This window comes from Aeromicrobium changchenzhani, assembly GCF_057586615.1.
In genome coordinates this window covers 50,901-73,576 of sequence record NZ_CM172480.1, presented here as the reverse complement: position 1 = coordinate 73,576, position 22,676 = coordinate 50,901, and the positions used below count along the sequence as shown (strand labels likewise).

At 61.4% G+C, this 22,676-nt stretch carries 21 protein-coding genes and 1 pseudogene; 11 read left to right on the top strand and 11 right to left on the bottom strand.

Features of this window, described 5'->3' with window-relative positions; translation table 11 throughout:
* The first annotated feature begins 9 nt into the window (after positions 1-9).
* Genes AC2YB9_RS00395 through AC2YB9_RS00380 form a run of 4 tightly spaced genes read left to right on the top strand, consistent with a single transcriptional unit; the run spans position 10 to position 4,507 of the window.
* On the top strand, positions 10-525 hold the full coding sequence (locus tag AC2YB9_RS00395) for a MarR family winged helix-turn-helix transcriptional regulator (RefSeq protein ID WP_487266787.1): 516 nt from the start codon (positions 10-12) through the stop codon (positions 523-525).
* Positions 513-2,621 carry a chloride channel protein gene (locus tag AC2YB9_RS00390; protein WP_487266786.1) on the top strand — a complete coding sequence of 703 codons (2,109 nt, stop codon included), beginning with the start codon at positions 513-515 and terminating at the stop codon, positions 2,619-2,621. The genes AC2YB9_RS00395 and AC2YB9_RS00390 overlap by 13 nt, the downstream gene beginning before the upstream one ends.
* 9 nt (positions 2,622-2,630) lie before the next feature.
* Entirely contained in the window at positions 2,631-3,680 is a 1,050-nt protein-coding gene (lplAB, locus tag AC2YB9_RS00385) for a lipoate-protein ligase LplAB (RefSeq protein ID WP_487266785.1), read from the top strand.
* Between the two features lie 32 nt (positions 3,681-3,712).
* The gene (locus AC2YB9_RS00380) at positions 3,713-4,507 is read left to right on the top strand and encodes an isocitrate lyase/PEP mutase family protein (RefSeq protein ID WP_487266784.1); all 795 of its coding nucleotides are present in this window, start codon (positions 3,713-3,715) and stop codon (positions 4,505-4,507) included.
* Between the two features lie 60 nt (positions 4,508-4,567).
* Here the strand turns inward: AC2YB9_RS00380 and AC2YB9_RS00375 are convergent, their stop codons facing one another.
* Genes AC2YB9_RS00375 through AC2YB9_RS00355 form a run of 5 tightly spaced genes read right to left on the bottom strand, consistent with a single transcriptional unit; the run spans position 4,568 to position 9,636 of the window.
* Entirely contained in the window at positions 4,568-5,014 is a 447-nt protein-coding gene (locus AC2YB9_RS00375; protein ID WP_487266783.1) for a nucleoside deaminase, read from the bottom strand.
* Between the two features lie 35 nt (positions 5,015-5,049).
* On the bottom strand, positions 5,050-5,949 hold the full coding sequence (locus AC2YB9_RS00370; protein WP_487266782.1) for an ABC transporter permease: 900 nt from the start codon (positions 5,947-5,949) through the stop codon (positions 5,050-5,052).
* Positions 5,946-7,001, bottom strand: a complete 1,056-nt coding sequence (locus AC2YB9_RS00365) for an ABC transporter permease (protein WP_487266781.1) — start codon at positions 6,999-7,001, stop codon at positions 5,946-5,948. The genes AC2YB9_RS00370 and AC2YB9_RS00365 overlap by 4 nt, the downstream gene beginning before the upstream one ends.
* Positions 6,998-8,563 carry an ABC transporter ATP-binding protein gene (locus AC2YB9_RS00360; protein WP_487266780.1) on the bottom strand — a complete coding sequence of 522 codons (1,566 nt, stop codon included), beginning with the start codon at positions 8,561-8,563 and terminating at the stop codon, positions 6,998-7,000. The genes AC2YB9_RS00365 and AC2YB9_RS00360 overlap by 4 nt, the downstream gene beginning before the upstream one ends.
* Positions 8,560-9,636: a BMP family protein gene (locus AC2YB9_RS00355; RefSeq protein WP_487266779.1), complete on the bottom strand. Its 1,077-nt coding sequence runs from the start codon at positions 9,634-9,636 to the stop codon at positions 8,560-8,562. The genes AC2YB9_RS00360 and AC2YB9_RS00355 overlap by 4 nt, the downstream gene beginning before the upstream one ends.
* 142 nt (positions 9,637-9,778) lie before the next feature.
* On the opposite strand from AC2YB9_RS00355, the gene AC2YB9_RS00350 reads away from it, so the two are divergent.
* Positions 9,779-11,305, top strand: coding sequence for a PucR family transcriptional regulator (locus AC2YB9_RS00350; RefSeq protein WP_487266778.1), 1,527 nt, complete (start codon positions 9,779-9,781; stop codon positions 11,303-11,305).
* A gap of 78 nt (positions 11,306-11,383) precedes the next feature.
* Entirely contained in the window at positions 11,384-12,334 is a 951-nt protein-coding gene (locus AC2YB9_RS00345) for a carbon-nitrogen hydrolase family protein (RefSeq protein WP_487266777.1), read from the top strand.
* Positions 12,335-12,514: 180 nt separating this feature from the next.
* On the opposite strand, the gene AC2YB9_RS00340 is transcribed toward AC2YB9_RS00345, so the two are convergent.
* The 3 genes from AC2YB9_RS00340 to AC2YB9_RS00330 form a co-directional block, all read right to left on the bottom strand.
* Entirely contained in the window at positions 12,515-13,180 is a 666-nt protein-coding gene (locus AC2YB9_RS00340; protein ID WP_487266776.1) for a leucine-rich repeat protein, read from the bottom strand.
* A gap of 117 nt (positions 13,181-13,297) precedes the next feature.
* Positions 13,298-14,113 (bottom strand): GNAT family N-acetyltransferase, encoded by an 816-nt coding sequence (locus AC2YB9_RS00335; protein ID WP_487266775.1) that lies wholly within the window; start codon positions 14,111-14,113, stop codon positions 13,298-13,300.
* A 98-nt stretch (positions 14,114-14,211) separates the two neighbouring features.
* A complete protein-coding gene (locus tag AC2YB9_RS00330) occupies positions 14,212-15,237 on the bottom strand; it encodes a low temperature requirement protein A (protein WP_487266774.1) in 1,026 nt (341 codons plus the stop codon).
* 211 nt (positions 15,238-15,448) lie between these two features.
* Between AC2YB9_RS00330 and AC2YB9_RS00325 the strand changes: the two genes are divergently transcribed.
* Positions 15,449-16,120, top strand: coding sequence for a maleylpyruvate isomerase N-terminal domain-containing protein (locus tag AC2YB9_RS00325; RefSeq protein ID WP_487266773.1), 672 nt, complete (start codon positions 15,449-15,451; stop codon positions 16,118-16,120).
* Between the two features lie 15 nt (positions 16,121-16,135).
* Here AC2YB9_RS00325 and AC2YB9_RS00320 read toward each other — a convergent pair whose 3' ends face one another.
* Complete coding sequence (locus tag AC2YB9_RS00320; RefSeq protein WP_487268651.1) at positions 16,136-16,282, bottom strand: hypothetical protein; 147 nt, start codon at positions 16,280-16,282, stop codon at positions 16,136-16,138.
* Between the two features lie 273 nt (positions 16,283-16,555).
* Between AC2YB9_RS00320 and AC2YB9_RS00315 the strand changes: the two are divergent.
* The 4 genes and pseudogenes from AC2YB9_RS00315 (at position 16,556) to AC2YB9_RS00300 (ending at position 19,760) form a co-directional block, all read left to right on the top strand.
* Positions 16,556-17,844, top strand: a pseudogene (locus tag AC2YB9_RS00315) (IS110 family RNA-guided transposase).
* A gap of 437 nt (positions 17,845-18,281) precedes the next feature.
* A complete protein-coding gene (locus tag AC2YB9_RS00310) occupies positions 18,282-19,229 on the top strand; it encodes a hypothetical protein (protein ID WP_487266772.1) in 948 nt (315 codons plus the stop codon).
* 8 nt (positions 19,230-19,237) lie between these two features.
* A complete protein-coding gene (locus AC2YB9_RS00305; RefSeq protein WP_487266771.1) occupies positions 19,238-19,423 on the top strand; it encodes a hypothetical protein in 186 nt (61 codons plus the stop codon).
* A gap of 160 nt (positions 19,424-19,583) precedes the next feature.
* Positions 19,584-19,760 (top strand): hypothetical protein, encoded by a 177-nt coding sequence (locus AC2YB9_RS00300; RefSeq protein WP_487266770.1) that lies wholly within the window; start codon positions 19,584-19,586, stop codon positions 19,758-19,760.
* Positions 19,761-20,018: 258 nt separating this feature from the next.
* Here the strand turns inward: AC2YB9_RS00300 and AC2YB9_RS00295 are convergent, their stop codons facing one another.
* Positions 20,019-20,456 carry a hypothetical protein gene (locus AC2YB9_RS00295; RefSeq protein ID WP_487266769.1) on the bottom strand — a complete coding sequence of 146 codons (438 nt, stop codon included), beginning with the start codon at positions 20,454-20,456 and terminating at the stop codon, positions 20,019-20,021.
* The gene (locus AC2YB9_RS00290) at positions 20,453-22,636 is read right to left on the bottom strand and encodes an alpha/beta hydrolase (protein ID WP_487266768.1); all 2,184 of its coding nucleotides are present in this window, start codon (positions 22,634-22,636) and stop codon (positions 20,453-20,455) included. The genes AC2YB9_RS00295 and AC2YB9_RS00290 overlap by 4 nt, the downstream gene beginning before the upstream one ends.
* Between the last annotated feature and the right edge of the window lie 40 nt (positions 22,637-22,676).

The window sequence follows — 22,676 nt, the reverse complement described above, 5'->3', positions numbered from 1 at the left end:
AGTTGCTGTATGCCTGTATCTCGCCAACCCCAACCGTCCGACGACGACGGGTTGGACACAGGTCCCTTAATCGATCCGGTGATCGACGCGGTTCTGCATGCAAGCCGCGCACTGGTTGCGGTTGCTGCACGCTCCATCGCGTCGGCCGCCGAGGGTGTCACGTTGCCGCAATATCGGCTGCTGGTGCTGCTCGCCGGTTACAGTCCGCAAGGAGTCGCAGCGCTGGCCGCCTCGATCGACGTGAGCCCGTCGACCGTGACCCGTATGTGTGACCGGTTGGTTGGCAAAGGGTTAGTACGCCGGCGAGTCTCACCAACCGATCGGCGGCAGGTGCAATTGGGGCTCACCGCGGAAGGACGCGAGGTGGTCCAGCAGGTGACTGACCATCGGCGTACCGAGATCGCCCGGATCGTGCAATCACTCTCAGCGGCCCAAAGCAGTCAGCTCGTTGACGCGCTGGAGACGTTCGCCGATTCCGCCGGCGAGTTGTCCGACCAGGATTGGACGGTCGGATGGGAGCTGTGAGCGCGATTGGTGCGACAGCACCGTGGCGGTCCCGCGGACGCGCGTGGACGGCCTGGGCCGGCCGGCACATTCGTACCGGCTCGTACCTGCGCAAATGGCTGATCCTCGGTTGCCTTCTGGGTGTGGTGGCGGGCTTGGGTGCGGTCTTGTTCTATGAGTGCCTCACGCTGGCGACCCATCTGTTCTTGGGTGAACTCGCCGGCTATCAGATCCCAACGGTTGCCAGCGAAGGCTTCCACGCGGGATCGTCAAGTTTTGCTCGCCCTTGGTCGATCCCGTTGATTGTGGCGTTGGGCGGCTTACTTTCGGGCGGAATCGTCTATCTGCTGGCCCCAGAAGCCGAAGGGCATGGCACGGATGCCGCGATTGACGCCGTACACCACAATCCGCGCGGCGTTCGGATGATGGCGGTATGGGTCAAAATCATCGCATCGGCGATCACCATCGGCTCGGGTGGTTCGGGCGGACGCGAAGGCCCAACCGCGCAAATCAGCTCTGGTTTTGGGTCCTACCTTGCGCGCGCATTTGACCTGTCGCCGTCGGATGGACGCATCGCAGTCGCCGCTGGCATCGGAGCGGGGATCGGGTCGATTTTTGGCGCACCGCTTGGCGGCGCGTTGCTGTCCGCGGAGATCATCTACCGCGACGACATCGAGGTAGAGGCGATCATCCCGGCGATGATTTCCTCCATCATCGGATATACCGTCTCGGCCGCGTTCTTGGGTTTCCAACCATTGTTCGGCTTCGCTTCGGACGGCTTCCCATTCTTCGACCCAAGAACGCTCGGCTGGTTCGCGCTGCTCGGGGTGGTCAGCGGATTCATGGGACTCGCCTATGCAAAGGGTTTCTACGGCATCGCCGGGTTCTTCGAGCAGATGCCGATTCCCCGTTACCTGCGCCCGGCCGTCGGCGGTCTTCTCGTTGGCCTGATCGCGCTCGTCCTGCCGCAGGTCCTCGGCACCGGCTATGGCTGGGTTCAGATTGGACTTGGCGACCGGCTACTCGGCCTGCCGTTGTGGGTGGTGCTGGCCCTTCCCTTCGCCAAGATTTTGGCGACCTCGTTGTCGATCGGATCAGGTGGTTCGGGCGGGATCTTCGGGCCCGGTATGGTCATCGGCGCATTCACCGGGGCCGCGATGTGGCGCCTGCTGGAACCCATCGCACCGGCTATTCCCGGCGGCCCAGCACCATTCGTCATTGTCGGCATGATGGCCACATTCGGGGCAATTTGCCGTTCGCCGTTATCCGTAATGCTGATGGTTGCGGAGATGACCGGATCGTTGTCGGCTTTAGCGCCCGCCATGATCGCGGTCGGTATCGCGACCTTGATCGTGCGGCGCTTCGACGCCACTATTTATCGCAGCCAATTGAAGAATCGTGCGGATTCTCCCGCCCACCGTCTGCAACGCAGCATGCCCTTGTTGGGGTCCTTGGACGTAACACAATTCAGTTCCCCGCCGCGCCTTGTATTGCCGGGCACGGATACCGTCGCAAGCGCTATCGAGCAGTTGGCCGCGCTGAATCTGCCCGGTGCCCCCGTCGTCGATGAGCGCGGCGCGTTGATTGGGGTGGTGCGACGCAAACTGCTTCCACCGGACATCGAAGAAGGAGCCACGATCGGCCGATTCGCCGACCTCACCGCGCTGACCACCAATCAAGCCGATCAACTCGATTCGGCTCTGGAAGCGTTGATCCTCAGCCGGACCAACTGGATTCCAGTTCTTGATGACGGCCGACGCGTTACTGGAATTCTGAGCATCGCCGACGTCGTGCGTGCCTACCGTGGCAGCCTGCATTCCCATCTGCGTCAGGTCTCGCAGATAGCGCCGAACACGGAATCGATTGATGCCCGGATCGCCGATGGCTCACCGCTGGTCGGCAGGTCGATCCGTGGGTCTGGATTTCCCGCTGGCACGATCGTGATGGTCCTCCAACGCGATGGGGACCTGATCCCGTGCGGCCCGGACACGATCCTGCAAACCGGCGACCAACTCGGGATCCTCGCCCAATCGGAGGACGTTGAGCAGATCACGACAATGTGTCTGGCGACTGATCATCCTGGGACGGCCGACAGCGAAATTTCCCCTCGCGGCTAGGGTGCAGATGTGCGTGGTGAATACAAAGTTTCCGGTGGCAAGTTAGTCGTAGTCGAACTCGAAATCAAGGCCGATCGACTCGACCAAGTGCAGGTGTCCGGCGACTTCTTCCTCGAACCAGACTCGGCCTTGGCCGATATCAACGCCGCACTGACCGATATGCCGATCAGCGCCTCGGCGTCGCAACTCGCCGCCGCGATCGAGACCCGCCTCGGCGACTCGGCATCAATGATCGGATTCGATGCCGAAGCCGTCGCGATCGCCGTACGCCGGGCGCTCGGCAAGGCGACCGGTTGGGCGGATCACACCTTCGATGTGATCCCCGCCGTCGCTCTCGACCCGGCCCTGCATGTTGCCTTGGATGAGGTCATCGCGGCCGAGGTTGCCGCGGGGCAGCGTCCCCCGACCTTCCGGCTCTGGGACTGGGATACCCCGCTGGTGGTCATCGGATCATTCCAATCCATCCGCAATGAGATTGACCCCGACGGTGCTGCGCGGCAGGGCATCCAGGTCGTACGGCGGGTCTCCGGTGGCGGCGCAATGTTTATGGAGCCGGGCAACTGCATCACCTATTCGTTGGTCGTTCCACCGTCGTTGGTCGAGGGTCTGAGTTTCGAACAGTCCTATGCCTTCCTCGACGATTGGGTACTCGGTGCATTAGCCGAAGTGGGGATCAATGCGCGCTACGTGCCGCTGAACGACATCGCCTCGGATAAGGGGAAGATCGGCGGCGCCGCACAGAAGCGATTCGCTGCCGGCGCCGTGCTGCACCATGTGACGATGGCCTACAACATCGACGCCGACAAGATGCTTGAGGTGCTGCGGATTGGCCGCGAAAAACTGTCCGCCAAAGGCACCAAGAGCGCACAGAAGCGGGTCGATCCGATGCGTTCGCAGACGGGTATGACGCGCGAGGCGATCATGACGTCATTCCTGAACTATTTCCGCAGTCGCTATGACACACACGACAGCACCTATACCGAGTCCGAGTTGGCGCAGGCCGCCGAGCTCGTACGCACGAAATTTTCGACGCCCGAATGGACTTATCGCGTCCCCTGATCGGTGCAGCACAGCGAGCCTAAACTCAAACCATGAACGCTTTCCTTGAGTTGCACCATGGTCCGGCGCCACTGCTCCTGCCCAATGCCTGGGATATCGGCTCGGCCCGGTTAATGGAGTCGATGGGCTATGCCGCGATCGCCTCGACGAGCAGTGGCTTTGCCGCATCGATCGGACGCCTCGACGGCAACATCAGTCGCAGCGAAGCGCTCGAGCACCTCGAAATGTTGGCGGCAGCGACGTCGCTGCCCGTCAACGCAGACTTTGAACGCGGCTTCGCCGATGAGCCGGCTGGCGTGGCCGAATCCGTAACGCTGGCGGCGGCGACCGGCATCGCGGGGTTGTCGATCGAGGACTTCACCGGCAACCACGACGCCCCGATCTTTGAGTTCGAGTTGGCGACCGAACGCCTCCGCGCCGCCGCTGAGGCCGCCCACGCCGCAGACCTAGTGTTGGTCGGTCGGGCTGAGAACTTCCTGCACGGTCATCCCGATCTGGCCGACACGATCGCGCGCCTGCAGTCCTATCAGGAGGCGGGCGCCGATGTTCTGTACGCGCCAGGTCTCAAGACGATCGCCGATATCCGCGCAGTGGTGACTGCGGTCGACCGGCCGGTCAACGTTCTGGCGATGGCCGGATGCCCGTCGGTCGCAGAATTAGCCGAGGCCGGCGTTGCCCGAATCTCGGTCGGCGGCGCGTTTGCCTTCGCCGGATTGGGCGCTGTTGCCACGGCCGCGCAGGAGTTCCTCACCCAGGGGACGTATGAATATCTGTCGCAGTCCGCACTCGGCAAGGAGGCGGCGGTCAGGAGTTTTGGCGAGGACTGAGAGCCACACGCCGGTCGAGTGTTTGCGCGGCACGAGCAAATGTATCGAGACCAGCGAGGGCTATGCGACGCCGATGTCTTCGTTCCAGAGCAACGGCTCCGCGGCGATAAACGATGCCATCATCTCGATGCACTCAGCGTCATCAAGAACGACGACCTCAACGCCACGCGACTTCAACAACTCTTCACCGCCGACAAAGTTCCGGTTTTCACCGATGATCACGCGCGGGATCCCATACAACAGAATCGCACCCGTGCACATGTCACACGGCGACAGCGTCGTCACCATCGTCGAGTTGGCATAGACCGCGGCTGGCAACCGCCCGATGCGTTCGAGACAATCGGTTTCGCCGTGCCGGATGGCGCTGTTTTCCTGCACGCGACGGTTGTGGCCGCCGCCCAGAATCACACCATCCTGCGCGAGAATCGCGCCGATCGGGATGCCGCCTTCAGCGAGACCAGCACGCGCCTGCACGACAGCTTCGGCCAAGAGTTCAGCGTCATTCATCGGTTTCTCCATTCATTGGGTTCATGTCATCGCGTTCATGCACGTCGATAGGCCTTGAGGTATGACGTTGGGTAGCGCACCTTGCGTCCCCAGATCGCCAATGCCAGGATGACGGCCAGATAAGGGAGCGCGAGCATCAGTTCGCGCGGAATTGAGCTGAACGTCGGGGTGATCGCCAACTGAAGTTGGAGCGCATTCGTGACCGCGAAGATCAACGCCCCGGCAACGGTCTGCCAGATCCGCCAACGCGCAAAGATCACCAGCGCGATAGCCACCCAGCCGCGGCCACTGATGATGTCGAGGGTGAACGTCCCGAGCACGGCAAGGGTCAGGAACGCACCGCCGATCGCCATCAGCGCACTGCCGACCATGAGCGCGCCATAACGCGTACGGTTCACCGAAATGCCGGCGACTTCGGCCGCTTCGAAACTCTCACCGACGGCATGGAGTCGGAAGCCGATACCCGTCGAATGCATCGTCCACCAGGCCAGCGGGGCCAACACCAAGAAGGCGACATAGGTCAGCCAGTGTTGATTGATGACCGAGGTTCCGGAAAACAAGATGTTGAATTTGTGCTCAAGAACCGGGCGCTGACCGGCATACATAAGCCGGAAGGTGAACTCGCACGCCGCAATCAGGAACAGCGTGAGGCCGAGCCCCGACACATGTTGATTGAGCCCCAAGGTCACGGTCAGCACGGCCATGAGGAAGCCGGCAATGATTCCTGCAACGATTGCCGCGATGAGTCCAACCCATGGTGATCCGGTTCGGTAGGCGGTGAGGAAGCCGACGAACGCACCGGCATACATGGTGCCTTCGATGCCGAGGTTCAAGATGCCCGTACGCTCGACGATCGCTTCGCCGATGCCAGCCCACACGAGCGGGGTGGCGATCGTCAGCGTCGCACCAATTAGGGCCAAAAGGTTGAGGCTCATTGGCTGGACCTCCATCGAACTCGGTAGCGTCGCCAGGTCATCATCGACAAGACCATCAAGAGCAGCAGCGCACCGAAGATGTCGCCCAATTGTTCGGGCACCTGCAGGACCAGCGATACGTTCTGCGCACCGACCGAGATGTCACCGAGCAGCCCCGCCACCAGGAACACACCGACCGCGCCGAGCCCGGCGAGGGTTGCCACGATGACGCCGGTGTAGCCATAATTATTGCTGATCCCGGCGGTGAGCTGGTGTTGAACACCCATCACCTGGGAGGCGCCACCAAGTCCGGCGATCGCGCCCGAAACAAGCGCGCAGCGCCACTGCAGGACGGGTACCCGGATGCCACTGAATGCCGCAGCTTGGGGCGACTGGCCTGAGGCCTTGATCTTGACGCCCAGCCCGGTACGGGCAAAGACGACCCAGGTCAGCGCGATCACGACAACCGCGACGCCGAAGCCCCAATGCACTCGCGTGCCCGGGATCATTGCCGGCAGGTCATAGCCGGAACCGACGCGTTGCGAATCGGTGAACCCGGTCTTCGGGTTGCGCCACGGGCCGTTCAACATGCCTTGCACGAGCAACAGCGCAACCGGGTTGAGCAGCAGCGTTGTCACGACTTCGTCGATGCCACCGTGTCGTTTGAGCCAGGCCGGCAACGTCGCCCAGATCAGGCCACCGACCGCACCAGCAAGGAAGCCGAGCGGAAGTGCGATGACCGGGGGGAGGCCCGGGAAGCTGATGCCGACTGCCGTCGTACCGATTGCACCCGCGAGGAATTGGCCCTCGGCGCCGATATTCCAATAGCCAGCGCGGAAGGCGATCGCCACCGCAATGCCGGTGAACAACAACGGCGTCGCGGTCAGCATGACTTCGTACAGACCGGATGTGGAGGACAACGGCGTGATCAGATAGCGCTGGAAAGCCGCGGTCGGATTGGCGCCAGCGAGTCGGATCGGAATTGCCGTCAGGGCAATTGTCAGCATGACGGCAACACCGATCGAGGCCGGTGCCACCCAGCGGGGTTCGCTGTCGCGCAGTATGAGTCTCATGCGTCCGCCATTTCGCCGGTCATCATGACGCCGAGGCGTTCATTGCTGGCTTCAGCCACCGGCAGCGTCCCCATGATCTGGCCGCGGAACAGCACCGCGATCCGGCTGCACAATCCGCGCAGCTCGTCGAGATCCTCGGAGATGACAAGTACGCCGGCGCCGTGATCACGTAGTTCTTGAAGTTGGCTGTGGACATAGCCGTACGCGCCGATATCAAGACCGCGGGTCGGCTGGGCAACCACCAGGGCCTTCGGATTGCGCGCCAATGAGCGAGCCAACAGGACTTTCTGGATATTGCCGCCCGACAGCGTCCCCATCGGATCGAACGGCCGCGCACGGATTGCGAAGCGTTCGATCATCGCCTCCGCATGGGCGCGCACGGCGGACCGGTTGAGCAGCCCATAACGGGTGAAAGATTTGAGATCCTCCATGACGAGGTTATGTTCAACGCTCATCTGCGGAATGACGCTGCCGCGACGGTCCTCGGTCAGGCGACCAAGTCCGGCGCTCAGCCGATCGGCCACATCGCGGCCGGTCAGATCCTGGCCCGCAACGATGATTGACCCGGCGTGCGGCCGTTCGACCCCTGACAGGGCATCCATCAGATCGGTCTGTCCGTTGCCCGAGATACCGGCGACCCCGACAATTTCTCCAGCCGCGACATCAAGGTCAACTGAGTCGAGGACGGTACGCCCGTCACGTACGACAGTCAGACCTGTGACACGGAGAACTGTCGCACGGTCAGCCTCTACCGCAACGACTTCACTCCCCACGATCGGCGCCGCCATACCAGTTGCAGCTGCTTCAATACTGTCCTTTGGTATGACGTCGTGCTCCGACACGGTGCCCATCATGAGCCCCGCGAGCGCCCCGGCATTGACCTCCGCAGTCTTGCGATCGCCGACAAGCTTGCCGCGTCGCAGCACCACCACGCGTTGGGAGATCTCGGCGACCTCGCGCAATTTGTGCGACACGAACAGTACGCCGAGGCCGCCGCCGCGCAACCGTTCGATTGTTGTGAACAGAGCACGTACGTCCTGCGGGGTCAAAACCGCCGTTGGTTCGTCCAGTATCAGCACTCGGCAATCGTGGAACAACGCCTTGACGATCTCGACCCGCTGGCGTTCACCGATCGACAATGTCGAGATGAGCCGGTCCGGGTCGATGCTGACTCCGACTCGTTCCATCGCGGCGAGCACCTCGCGGCGAACCGCGCGTACGTCGATCGGACCGAAGCCAACACCGGAGAGGGCAACGTTCTCGGTCACCGTCATGGTGTCCACCAACGAGAACTCCTGGGTCACCATGCCGATCCCGGCCGCCATCGCATCCCGGGGGGAGCGGATGTCCAGCCGCTCCCCATCGATGCATACCGATCCGGAATCGGCGCGCACCAATCCGTACACAATCTTCATCAGCGTCGACTTACCGGCGCCGTTTTCGCCCAGCATGGCCACCACCTCACCGGCGTTGACAGCCATCGTGACGTTGTCGTTGGCGGTCAGCCCACCAAATTTCTTGGTGATGCAATCCAGTTGGAGAAGTGGTTGATCAGCGGTCACTTCTTCTTCGAGGCGTCGATCGAACCGGCAGGCGCCGACTCATCAACTTTGGTCGTCACCGTACCGGCCATGATTTCCTTCTTCTTGGCCTCGATCTTGGCGGCCAACGCGTCAGGAATTCCGCCGACGACGTCCATATTGAGTGGGGCAAGCTCGCTGCCGTTGTCCTTCATGAAGGAGTACTTCCCGAGGTCGACACCCTGCGCGCCATTGATGGCCTGCTGGATGACCGCGTCGATCGTCGGGCGGGTGTGCCACATGAGCGAGGTAGCCACATAGTCGGGCGCCTCGGACTTCTGATCGACCATCATGCCAATGACCGGGATCTTGGCTTCTTTGGCCGCGGCGATCACGCCATCACGCTCGGCGAAGAGGACATCGGCCTTGGCCGAAACCTGAGCCTGCGCTGCCTGCTTGGCCGCTGCCGGATCGAAGAAACTGTTGATGAACGAAACCTTCACTGTCACATCCGGGTTGACCGACTTAGCGCCATCGACGAACGCGTTGACGATGCGGTTGACCTCGGGGATCGGCATGGCGCCAACAATCCCGATCACATTGGTCTTGGTCATACCGCCGGCCAACATCCCGGCTAGGTAAGCGGGATCCTGCAGCCAGTTATCGAACACGCTCATATTGGGGGCGACTGGTTTTTCGCCCGAGCCGAAGGCGAACGGAATCTTGGGGAATTCGGCGGCGACTTTGCGCACAGCCTCTTCGGCGGCGAAGGCATCGCCGACGATCGCGGCCGGCTTCTCATTTGTCGCGATGTCACGCAGCGAACGCTCCATGGCATCGGACGTGTTCAAGTTGTCGACGTGTTTGTATTGAATCTTGCCATCGGCCGCCGCTTCAGTCAGCGCCTTGTGCAAAGCACCGTCCCACGGCTCCTCGAGCGGGGTCGCGAACACACCGTAGATCAGCGGCTTCGCCGAATCGTTGGATCCGCTGTTGCTGCTTGATTCATTGCCGGTGGCTCCACCGCAGGCGGTGGCCAGCATCAGCACGACGGCGCTGGCGAAAACCGCGAGGACTCGCGGCAAATGACTGTGACGGTTCTGATGGCGGTGCATGGCATCCTCCGGAGGCAGTGGCTTCTGTATGAGCATTCAATCGGGAGGTGACGTGGGCCACAAGGGACAGAATGTCACTTCTTTGGACTAGTTTCTGGACAAGTCGTCCCATCGCCATGATTTTTGGTACATGCTGGTCGCCATGACCTTCAGCGTTCAGGATTTCCTTGATCTGCCGATGATGAAACCCGCGCGGACCGAGGTGGTGGCCAGTCAGAATCTGGCGTCGCGGGACGTCCGGTGGGTTCACACCTCGGAGATTTTCGAGATCTCGCCGCTGTTGAAGGGCGGCGAGGTGCTGCTGACGACAGGCCTTGGTTTGGTCGGTATGCCCACCGGCTCGATCAATGACTACGTTCGTTCGCTGGCCCGTCGCAATGTCGCTGCGCTCGTTTTTGAGCTCGGCCGTACGTTCACCCGCGCACCCGACGAGCTCCGTGCGGCTGCAATCCAACACGAGATGCCATTGATCCTCTTACACGGTGTCGTCCCGTTCATCGAAATCACCGAAATCGTGCATCCACTGTTGATCGAGAATGAGATTGAACATCTACGCAGGCTCGATTACGCGTCCACCGAACTCAATCGTGCGCTGGTCACCGGCCGCGGCATCAAGCATCTGGTTGCCACGGTCAGCGCAATATGTGAAGCCCCGGCCGGGCTCTATTCACCCGATAACCACCTATTGGCGGGCGACGGGGTCAAGGATCATCTGGATCCGTCGACCGAGCTCATCGAGATCGAAGTCGGTGCCGGTCCGTGGGCCATACTCGCGGTGCAGGCAGCAGATGATCCTCATACCCGCCGGCTTGTCGAGATGAGCGCCACCTCGCTCGGAATCTATGTCGCTCAGACTGCCCAAGCGAGCCCTACCCGCCGGCTGGCTGGTGCCGATCTGTTGCGCGACATCGCCGAGGGCCGCTATGTCTCAGGCGCCGAACTTACGTCTCGAGCCGGCGCCGTCGGCTTCGCGGTACGAGAGGGCAGCCGCGCGGTAGGTATTGCCGTGGAGACATCGACTCTGACGGCAACACCGTCGGGACTAATCGCGACCGCAGAGGCCGCACGCAAGTCTTTTGGACCATGCCTCGTCGCCGAGGTGGACGATCAAGTCCTCGTTGCGGCGTCAATACATGCGGGTGAGTTGCGTACCCGGCTCGCCGAGTTCGGTGACGCCGTCGACACTGAGCTCCGAGCCACGTCCGGCGGCAGCCTGGTGCGCCTGATCGCCGGTCCGTTGGTCAACGATGTTGCTGGCCTGGCGCGTTCCATTCCTAACGCGCGCGAAGCCGCACAGCTGGCACGCAAACTAACGCTCGGTTCGCGCATCATGCTTGCCGCCGACCTCGGCGTCTTCCATCTATTATCGGGCATCGCGGACGACGCGATTCTGGAACGATTCGTCGAGGAGCAGTTGGGTCCGCTACTAGAACACGATGCACGTACCGGATCGGATCTCGTCTTAACGCTCGACATGTATCTTGAGGCGGGCCTGTCCAAGACACGTGCCGCCGATTCACTCCACATCCGGCGGCAGACTATGTATGGCCGGCTGGAACGGATCGCCCGACTGCTCGGCGGGCTCGACTTCAATGATCGGCAACGGTTGACTGCTCTCGATCTTGCCCTGACGGCGTGGCGGATGCGCACCTCAGCAGCAACCCGTTGACCCCACCGCCGGTTGGGTAGTCCGAGGCACGAGGACGTATCGAAACCAAGAGCACGTCACGCCCCTAAGATGACCGATATGGCACCAAAGGTTCTTGCCGCGGCAATCCAACTGGATGCACGCCTGGGCGATGTTGAGCACAACCTGACGCAATGCGAAGAACTCGCCGATCAAGCCGGAGCCGCTGGCGCACGATTGATTGCGCTGCCGGAGTTCTTCACGACAGGCGTTGGATTTGATCCGGCGGTGCCGCTGCCCTCGCTCCCAGCCAACAGCGCCGCAACCGAACTCCTTCTTCGCGTTGCCCGCCGCCACCAAGCGATCGTGGGCGGTTCCTTCCTGTGTCGAGACGCAGACGGCGAGGTACGAAACGCGTACTTCCTAGCCAGCCCTGATGGTCTACTCGGGCGTCACGACAAGGATCTGCCGACGATGTGGGAGAACGCGCTTTATATCGGCGGTTCCGACGATGGCCGCATCGACGCGCATACCATTGACGGTTCAGCTTTCACGGTCGGCGCCGCAGTCTGCTGGGAGCTGATGCGCACCGGTACGGCAACCCGATTGCGCGGCAAGGTCGATCTGATGATGACCGGATCGGGCTGGTGGTCAATTCCGCGCTGGCTGCCCGGCCCACTTTTTGACCGGTTGGAAAAGAACAACAGCCGCACGGCACGAGCGGCGGCGGCCGAATTCGCCAGTTTCGTCGGCGCACCGATGGTCCATGCTGCGCATTGCGGTCCGCTTGATTGCGCGATGCCGTGGCTACCGATGCGCTATCGCGGGCACCTGGAGGGGTCGTCGATGATCACCGATGCCGACGGCACCGTGCTGGCCGAACGCTCCTCGAGCGAGGGTCCCGGAGTGGTACTCGCCGAGATCACGATCGGCCGCACCGATCCGGTGCGACCAATTCCTGATCGCTACTGGTTGCATCGGCGCGGAGCGCTGCCCACGATGACCTGGAACTATCAGCGTTGGCACGGTCGCCGCTGGTATCGCGAGCACGTGCAGGAACCGGTTGACTAACCCCGGTTGGCCGCACAGCGCCCGCGATCAGCCGATCAAATCATTCGACGACGGCGACCCTGTGTCAGTGCGAACATTCCGCCGATTGTCAGCAGCAGACCCGCCAGCAACATTGATGCGTCTACGGCACTTCCCGTAGCCGGCGGGTCCGTCAGATCGGTCACCGACTCGGTAGCATTTTCACCTTCCAACACAGTTTGATCTGCAGGCGGGGTGGAGCCCTGACCATTTGAATCGAACCTCACCACGGATGGCCGTTGACTGGTATTCCGCCCACTCCGGGGAGGTGAAACCACCGCCGTTGGTCACAACTTGAGCCCACGGGTAACTGATTTCAATTTCCGGGGTGTTAATCGGGAGCGACCGAGTACTGGGAATCATTGGGACCACTGTCGTTGCAGGTCCGGCGAAAATGACCGACACCAGATCCGGGTTCTCGACAAAGGTCGATGCGTCGATCGACGTGACCGAAGCACCTATGTTAAGACTGGCAATCTGGTTGTCATAGAAAGCCTGTAAGCCAATCGTCTTGACGTTATTGCCGATCGTGACAGCCATGACGCCCTTGTTTTGGAAGGCCTGGTCACCGATCGCGACGACGGCGTAATCATTGCCGTTGATTTCGATTGTGTCGGGAATCGACACTGCACCGGAACCGGTGAAGCTGGTCACCGTTGCGCCATCGCCGACGGCAGTGTCATCAGCCGTGTAGGTGATTCCTGCGTCTACCACGCTTACCGATGCCGCTGAGGCAGGTAAGGCGGTGAAGACTCCGCTGGCCATGATCAAAAAGAAAGCACACACAAGGTAGCGGCCGCAGGCCAGAATCATGTCATCCCAATCCAAATACGCTCACACGTGCAACGCGAACGCCCCGAAGTCAATGGCAAACCCGAACCAATAGGAAGGAACACTGAGGAAGTCAGCTAGGCCGAATGTTCAGCGTCGTGTTCCGCCAAACGGTCAGATTGAAATAGGACGAGATGTCGGTGGTGGGAGTTCGGCTTGGAGCTGGGTTTCAGATGGAACGAACCCGGCGGCCCGGTAGAGATCGATGGCGAAATAATTCGGGTCGGCGACCATGACCAAGGTGTGCGCGCCGAGCTCGTCGAATCCGTACTGACTCACCTGGTAAACAAGCGATCCGGCCAACCCCCGACGCCGATGGCTCGGATCTGTCTCGACCGACTGGAACCGGGCGATGCTAGGTTCAGCGAGAATCAATCCCATCTGAGCGACAAGTTGGTCATCGAGAAACGCGCCGAACCACCCGCCACGACCGCACTCTAGGAGAGCTCGATTCGTCTGGGCCTTGACCGTTGCATAACTACGGTAGGAGTTGGGTTCGAGCGTTGGATCCTGGCACCGCATTCTCAACTCAACACTCTGTGCCCAGTCTTCGTCCGAGGCAAGTTGGCGGTAGATCGCTTCGGTGTTCACATTTGCGGGTTCGTGAACAGCGGCGGCGGTCATTACGGTGTCAGCTTCTACGTCGAAGCCATGCTCGTTGAACCAGCCAACGTCGCTGGCGCTGTCATCCCTGCCGTCGAATCCGAAAGCGACGTGCTCTGCGTCCGGGAACTCCGCAGCGAAGCGATCCAGCCACAACCCGCCCTTACCGTCGGCAGGAACCTCGGCCAACACCAAAAAGTTACCCCACCAGTGGCTCGGATTGTGCGGACTGCGAACAACGAGATAGTCACCTTTGTCCTCGACGTGCGTGCCGCCAAGCCGCAGAAGAGCCAGATCAGTTCGATACCCCAGGGAAGTCAACTCCACAGCACCAGAATGCACGACACCAATCGGTACACGAACCGCCGGTCGCAGATCCACTATGGGACGAACTTGTCGACGAGCCAGCATCGGAGATCTAGCCGTTATCCCTGATTCACCCGGACCGCCCGTTGTCCGAGGACGATGCTCACTGCGACGACTACGGCAACGGTGGCAAGTTGTTGGGCGGTTCCCCAATACAGCCCCGCGAGGATCGTGGCGACATTTGCACTCGCTGCGGCCGCACGCGGCCAGGTAGGTCCGACCTGCATCGCCCACCGGAACAGCCCAGTCGCAGCCAGGTAAACAGCCGCGCCACCACCGACCAACCATGCGGCCACTGGAGACGCCGGCGCAAACAGGTCGACCAGCCCGAGCCGGGTCCCGGCAGCGACTCCGATGATTCCGATGATCATCACCAGATGCGAAACGTCGTAGCCGACGCGTGCCATCCACGACTGACGCGCGCCCTGAGCTGCCGCGAGGTGCTCGGCGGCGATTTCGTCGTCCGCGACGAAATATGCCCACCACATGGCGGTGATGGCCAACACGCCCAGCAAACTACCGCCGATGAGGTGGAGGCTAAGGTTCTCGGCCTGCGCCGCAGTCGCGACGCTGATGATCGACTCGCCAAGCACGATACTGATCATTAGACCGTGCCGCTCAGCGAAATGTCCGGGACGGATCTCTAACCGGTGGTGGGCTGAGTCCAGGTGGGACGAAGCGAACAGCGGCATGGCCACATCTCCTCGCTGAGGACTCAGCCACAAGAATCCCGCCAGGTGCAGCAGGGTCAGAGCCAAAAAGACGTCGCCCAGAACGATGCCATCGTCTCCGAATGCGTGCGGCACGGCTTGGGAGCACACAAACAGCGCCGCCATGCCCGCCAATATGATCACGCGTTGCGCTGTGCCATCAGCCCCCATGGCATTGGTGAGCCACGTGTAACCCCCATACATCCAAAACAGAACAGCCAGGATCAAGATCCCTTGCACAATCCCGACAGCATCGGACCGACGATCAATGACCAGGGTTACCTGCGTGATAGTGAAGACGAAGACCAGATCGAAGAAGAGCTCGACCGTCGAGACGCCTGCCGAGTCCGATTCAGCGCCGTCGTGAGCCGACATATGGCGCCCTCCATCTAGTCATTCCGATTGGTCGCGCATACGGAGTCCGATTTCGTGGAGTGAACCGAGTTCGATACGCACCGATCCCGCTGGTGTAGGGATATTGGTGAGCGTTAGAGGGTGCCGCTGTCTCGGTGGACTGATGACGGCCCCGGTCTATTGCCGAGATCGGCTGGACCTCAACGAGTGACCCGTGACGCCGGGTGTTCCTGTGGGAGCATTGCTTGCGAAAGCATGGCTACGAGGGGTTGGTGTTGTCGTGGATCTGGAACAGGATCCGGAGCGGGCGTCGCAGTTGTGCGGTGAAGCCCAGACTCGCTTGCAGCACCGCGTACGGCGGCTAACGACCACCGACGTCAGATCACAGAGCCGTTTGCCCGACTGGACCGTCGGCCATGTCCTGACTCACTTGGCTCGCAACGCTGACGCCCACGCAACCCGCCTCTCGGGCGCGCTCGACGGACACGATGTTCCGAAGTACGCGAGCGGCGACGAGCAACGCCATAGCGAGATCGCGGACGGCGCCGGACGGACGGCAGGTGAGATTATTGCCGACCTCGAAACCAGCCAGCTACATCTCGAGGACGTCTTCGCTCGCTGTAGGCAGGCGGGTTGGCCTAATGGCCACTTCCTCGGCGGAGGCCACTACGGAGCGGCCGCCTGCCCAGCTCACCGGCTACGCGAAGTAGAGATGCACCACGTTGATCTCGGACGTGGCTACACCCCGTCGGAGTGGTCCGACGACTACATAGCGTGGGACCTACCGGTCCTGCTCGCCACCGTCCCCGAGCGGCTCTCTTCGCCCAGTCAGCAGCGATCGTTGATGGCCTGGCTTGCGGGCCGTGGACCGTTGGACGCGTCGACAACGCTGGCCCCGTGGTAACTATGAGCCTGCAGTTCATCGAGCCGCGAAGCTGACCTTGACCTCGCGTTGCGTGAGATCTTCCACGTTGTTGGCTGCGGCATGCAGTGGCTTGCCCAAGCAATCGAGCTTGGCGACAACCAAGGGGTCCCCCGCGCGGGAGGCCGCGAGTGCTTCGCGCAGGCTCGAGCGTTCTCGGTTCGTACCGGTCAGACCGTGATCGCCATAGATCCGATGAGCCTCCGCGTCATCGAACGTGTGTAGCGTTCAACCCGTTACTTTCTTTGTATCCCTTGATTGTGTGATTCTTTGAGGGTGTTGGCCTGCCAGGCTCGGCATGATTGTTACCCCCAGTCGTTCATGATCCGGGGGGTGTTGTCACCGGGCCTGGTTGGCAGTGAGTGATCGCTGATAGGGGCTCGACCCGGCATTCTGCCGAGGCCGTTCGTAACGTGGATGCCGAGACTCACCGCCGTGGTTCCGGGCCGACTTAATCGAACGGAGGACACGGTGGCAATCGAAAATTATGATCAGGTCGACGTCTTCATCGGGGTCGATGTTGGCAAGGGCGAGCATCACGCGGTCGCACTAGACCGGGCCGGGAAACAGCTTTATGACAAAGCTTTGCCCAATGATGAGGCGAAGCTGCGTGAGGTCATCGAGAAACTCAAACAGCACGGTCGAGTGCTCTTCGTCGTGGACCAACCCGCCACAATTGGGGCTCTCCCGATCGCCGTCGCCCAGGCCGAAGGCGTGCTGGTCGGTTATCTTCCCGGGTTAGCGATGCGCCGCATCGCGGACCTGCATGCGGGGGAAGCAAAGACCGACGCCCGGGACGCCGCGATTCCCCCTAGCACTGCGTGCAGGGAGGTGCCCCCATCGCCCAAGCAGCACGAACGTTGCCACATGCGTTGCGGTCAATTCAACTCGCTGACGAGCAGGTGGCTGAGCTCTCCATGCTTTGCGGTTTCGACGATGATCTCGTGGGCCAAACCACCGCCACCAGTAACCGGATTCGTGGTCTCCTCACCCAAATCCACCCCGCATTGGAGAGAGTTCTGGGGCCTCGTCTCGATCACCCAGCAGTGCTGGATCTCCTGCAAAAATACCCATCACCCGCCGCGATGAAACAAGCCGGCACGACCCGACTTGGCAACCGTCTGAGCAAGCTTGCACCCCGCATGGGCCGTCGCCTCGCCGAAGCGATCACCCATGCCTTGAGCGAGCAGACTGTCGTCGTGGTGGGCACCAATGCTGCATCGATGGTGCTGCCGCGCCTGGCCGAACAGCTGGCCGCACTGCGCCGCCAACGCGCAGAGATCGCCATTGAAGTCGAGCGTCTCGTGGAGGCTCACCCTCTTCAACCCGTCCTGATGAGCATGCCCGGAGTCGGCGTCAGGACCGCAGCCAGACTCCTCACCGAGGTCTCCGGCAAGGACTTCGCCACCGCAGGCCACCTCGCCTCGTATGCCGGGCTCGCACCCGTCACCCGACGCTCCGGCTCCTCAATACGAGGTGAGCATCCCTCGCGCCGCGGCAACAAGATCTTGAAACGGACACTGTTCCTTTCCGCGTTCGCAGCTCTGCGCGACCCAACCTCACGCGCCTACTACGACCGCAAAATCACGCAAGGCAAACGCCACAACCAAGCACTCATCGCCCTCGCCAGACGACGCTGCGACGTCCTCTACGCCATGCTCCGCGACGGCACCCTCTACGAGTCCGAACACCAACTCGCCGCTTGACAAACCACATAGGGGCACCCCCCGCGTTCACCGGGCATTTCACCGGGCGGGGCTCACGGGACTCCGCGATGCCGGGGATTTCGGCAAATTTCCATCGCTGCTAAACACGTCGGCCTTGTCCCGGTGGAGGTTCGGCTTAAAGGATTACCGCATAGCAGCCGGATTGCGACGCTTGACAGGATGGCTTGCTAGTTTCACGCTGATGCACAATTGTCCGGTATGGGCCGACGTGCGCCAGAGGTCCAGATGCCGACCAAAGTCTGGCCACCGTCGGGATTCGATCGTCGACGGCGCGGCGGTTTCGCGCTGACCGGAGTGTCATGCTGAGGTCACCCGCGCGCTGAGCCCCTAACCCGCTAGCGTGACGACCACCGGTGACCACTTTATCGACATGCGCCGGTTAACCATTCACAAGTAGGCGCTATCAAGGGGGCCATGTGAACCATTCACGTAGCCGAGCGCGAGCCGGTAGGGCTGCTGGCGTTGTCGCTGCAGTTGCTCTCTGCTTGACAGCACTTCAAGTGCCCGCATCCGCCGATGAGACCGGTGTCGCCACGGAGATTTCGGGGCGGATTGTCAATGCCGCGGCCCTCGCAGGTGAACCCGCGGCAGCCGCAAATCCAGACGTAGCCATCCCCGCCAGCGGCGCTTCGAAAGTAACCGTCTCCGGTGACGACGAGACTGGAACGCTCAGCATCCCTGCTAACGGACCCGGTGCAGCAGCCGCGGATGGCACGGTCGTTTTTGATGGCGGCGCGAATGATTCTGCGATTGCTGTCCAGCCAACTGACAGCGGCGTCCGCGCTGTGATTGATATTCAATCAGCCTACGCACCTGAGTCGTATGACTTCGTCCTCGGTGGTGACATCGCAGAATTGGCCCTCAACGAGGACGGAAGTGTCACCATCAACAACGACGCCGGTGACGCGACCGGCGAGATCGCGACCCCTTGGGCCTACGACGCCAACGGCACGTCAGTGCCGACCCATTACGAAGTGAACGGCACCACGCTGACGCAGATCGTAGAACACAAGGGCGGAGACTACGCCTATGGGATCGTGGCTGACCCTCGCATCACGTATGGGCGGGGTGTCTACTTAAACCTCACAGGGACGGAAGTGAGAATGATCGGCGCGGCGACATACTCCGCGGCGTCTGTCGCCTCAATCGTTACGTGCAACTTTGCGAAACTTACGCCTGCCATAGGGATGATAGTGAAAGTGCTGTGCATGACCCTCGGTGGCGCAAGTGTACTTTCCATGGTTAAGGGAATCAGCAAGATCGCAAAGACCACGAGGGTCAGCAACTCTAGTTGTTACCAAACCAAAATCATTCCGCAGAACCATAAGTTCAAAAAAGTTTCCAAAAAGAACTGTCCGGGATGAGGAGCGACATGGGGGCACTGAAGTCGACACTCTACATGCTCGTGGCTTGTTTCACCGGTGGGTTGGTGGCCTACTTTAACGATCTGGGGTACTGGCAGGCCGGCGCAATCGCACTAGCAGCCTACGGGCTGGTGATGCTCATCGATTGGTCGGTGACCAAGCGGTTCCGACACCACAAAAGCAAACAAACCTGAGACCTGCAGTTCACCTAGGCACCCAGCCCCGGGTGCTGGCCGCAATCGGGAGTCAAGGCCAAGACATGTAGACATCTAGCTAGCCGTTGTACCGATCGAAGGTGGCTCCCGGCTTCGCCAGATCCAGAACTGCTCCAGAACGCGAGAACACTACTTCAGCGTGTCCCCAGGATTCACGATCGTCATCATTGGCGAGTTCGATGCCCGCGCACGCTATCTCGGCGACCTTATCGCCACTCTCGTGGACAGCACACTCATCACGATGCACGAGGAAGCACCTGCCCGTCCCGCAGCCCGACCCTTTTACGGACGCCCGGTCAAGGCACGGGGAATCTGAGCGGTAGAGCCGTCGATTCAGTTTCACGGGTACAGGTGTCCATAGCTGGGGTTCGGCTTACGGGACGATTGGGACGCGAGCAGTGTTGAGCGCCAACGTGTGCGCGCGCAGTTCCTTCGCCGGGCTGGTTTCCCCTGACAGAACGCCCGGCCAAGACTCAGCTCAAGGCAACGTGAGCGGTAAAGCAATCGAGTTGGTTTCACACGCTGAATTCTCGAGAACGAGAACCAGAGTGAGTGCGAAGGATGATGCGGGTGTTCATTTCACGCAGCCACCTGAGCCACTGACCGCCGCGATTCCATCGTCTTCCCACACCGTGGCGCCCATCGTGGCGGCACCTTTGGCGAAGTTGACCCCTTCGGGATCGATTTTGCGGTTGGCAGTCCAGCCTTTAGCTTCGAAGTTGTCGGCGATTTCTCCTCTGAGTCGGGCGAGGGTGCCCGGTGTGACCTTCACATGCACGAGGTAGACGAATTCTTTGCCGGAGTCATCACGGCCCGGGACACAGTTGGTGATCACGTCGTCTTTGACTACCGGGTCGGTGCCGACCTGCGCGGCGAGGGCATCGATGTCGGTTCGTGCGTGCGCGGCGACTTCGTCGATCTTCTTCATCTGGTTCTCCTTGGTATTGCCACAGCCGGCGAGGATGAGGGCGAATGCGATGACAAGGGCGACGAGGACGGTGGAAGGTTTCATGGGATGTCGATCTTTTCACCTGGTGTTTCCCACCCGGTCTGTACCCGGTGTGGGAAGGTCAAGGTTCCCAGATGGCCGGCCTCCCAGTCGTAGGCCGGTTCACGATAACCAGTCGCCGTACCACCGATGAACACTTGACGCATGTCCTCCCACGCATCAGATTTCGGTTGGAACACTCCGCCGTGTGCGTCGGCACCAATGTTGGGTTCGTTAGAGCCGACCTTGTTGCCCGTGTCCAACCGTTGAGTGCCAGGGAACGTGTCGGGATCGGCGCCATGGCCGACATCGTCGCTAACCGGAACCTTGGTCGACTGTTCGACGATATCGGCCGCGTCCTCGCCGCGGCCCTGGCTGTAGCCGATCGGATCACCCGGCGCGGTCATCGAATAACGATCCACCCCGGCTTGCGAGGCGGGCAGATCGGCGAGGGTAGCGATGTCGTGGCCCATACCAGCGGACTCAACATGCATGACCCGGTCGGCGTCCAGCCCAGCCAATTCCGAACGTCCCACCACCGCACCGCCGTAGGAGTGTCCGGCGTAGGTGGTGTGGATCGTGTTGCTGGCGCCGGGAGACTGGTCGATTTCTTGGCGCACGTCGTTCGAGAAATTGGCCAACAACGGACCGAGGTCACGCGAATAACTCGCGAACGGTGCATCCTTGGCAACACTGTCGGGCATATCGCCGCCCAACCACGAAATCATCGACAACTCACCAGGGCTGCTGGCATCGACGAACAGCTTGGATCGCGTCGCCGTGTCTTGGAAGTTAGCCATATCGGTGCCGGTGCCCGGAACGAGGACGCCCACATTCTTGGTGGTGGCGCTGATCGGGCCGTGGAGTTCGGCGATCGCCCCATCGCCGGCCGGGTCAAACACAATAATGTGGCGGTCGTTGGCCAGGATCGATTCATACAATCTGATGCGATCTTGTGCGTCGCCGATCGGACCCTCAAGATCGTCGTTGTTGCGTCCTAGGAAGTCCCCGTCGTGTTGGTGGTGTTCGTGACGTGACTGCAGATCGGTGAGGCTGCCGTGTTCGGTATCGAGCGCCGCGATCACCGCCACGGTGTTCGCATCGGCACGGTTCGCGAACGGCACCCCAGACAGGTTGCCGACCGTGGCAGGGAACAACATCGCCAGCATCGACGCGCTGCCAGGGCCAAGGGACTCAAACAGCGCCCGCGCATCGTGGCGACGCCGCTCCATCACCTCACCCGCACCATCGGGCGCCGTCACGAACGGGCCAACCAGGCCAGCCAACGCCGATTCGGGCCAACCGCCACCCCTCAACGGTTGGTGCTTCATCAGCGTGGTCGCCACATCGGGATGATCAATCAAATACTCCCGGAACTCAGGCGCACTCATGCCCTCCACTTCGGCCGGCAGCGTTCCAGCCGCGATCAGACGAATCACCATGGCCGCGACCGCAGCATCGAAGGCTTTGCGTTTATCGTCGCCGGTCAGGACGAGCGTCGGCCACAGCGAGGCCGCAGCCAACGAGATCAGACCGGCACGGATGAGATCACGGACGTTTTCGTCGGTCGGACCCTGACTGAAGTCGGTAGCGACGGCGTCGGCATCCTCCTCGAGGACGGCCTCGGACTTGAGATAACGGGACATGAGTTGCGCCTTGACCATCGACCCGATCGCGGGACGATCGATCGTGACGGTGCCCGCCTTGACATCCGGGTCGTGCGGTTCGGAGAACACTGCCGCATTAACCCTGCTGTGAAAGTCGAGGTTGATCCGATTGACACTGTCATCAAATGTGTCGACATGGCCGCCGAACCGATTGATCAAAGCGACCGCATACAAACCATTCGCGGCAAGCGTTCGCGCGGCGGCTCTGGCGGCTCGCGGATTCGCGACCACACCGGACATAATATCGCCCTCGACCGCCCCAGCGATCCGCTTCTCATCGATCTCAAGCTCACCGCCCAAGGATTGGATCACACCAGCATTGTGGGCCGGTGCTTCGGCTGACGCACGAATCGCGTCGCCAGTGACCGGATAATAATCGAACGGCCCCGCAGTACGTGCCACCACCTCAACACCCCCCAGCGCTTGATGCGCCCACCATAACGTGGCACCGCGACCGGACAGCCTCGCCTCGTTACCAACAATCCCCATCGCGGCATTGACATGACACTGATGCGATTCTTGTACCGGAATATTCAAGACAATCCTCGGCGAGAACGTCAACCCATGCGGGCAGACA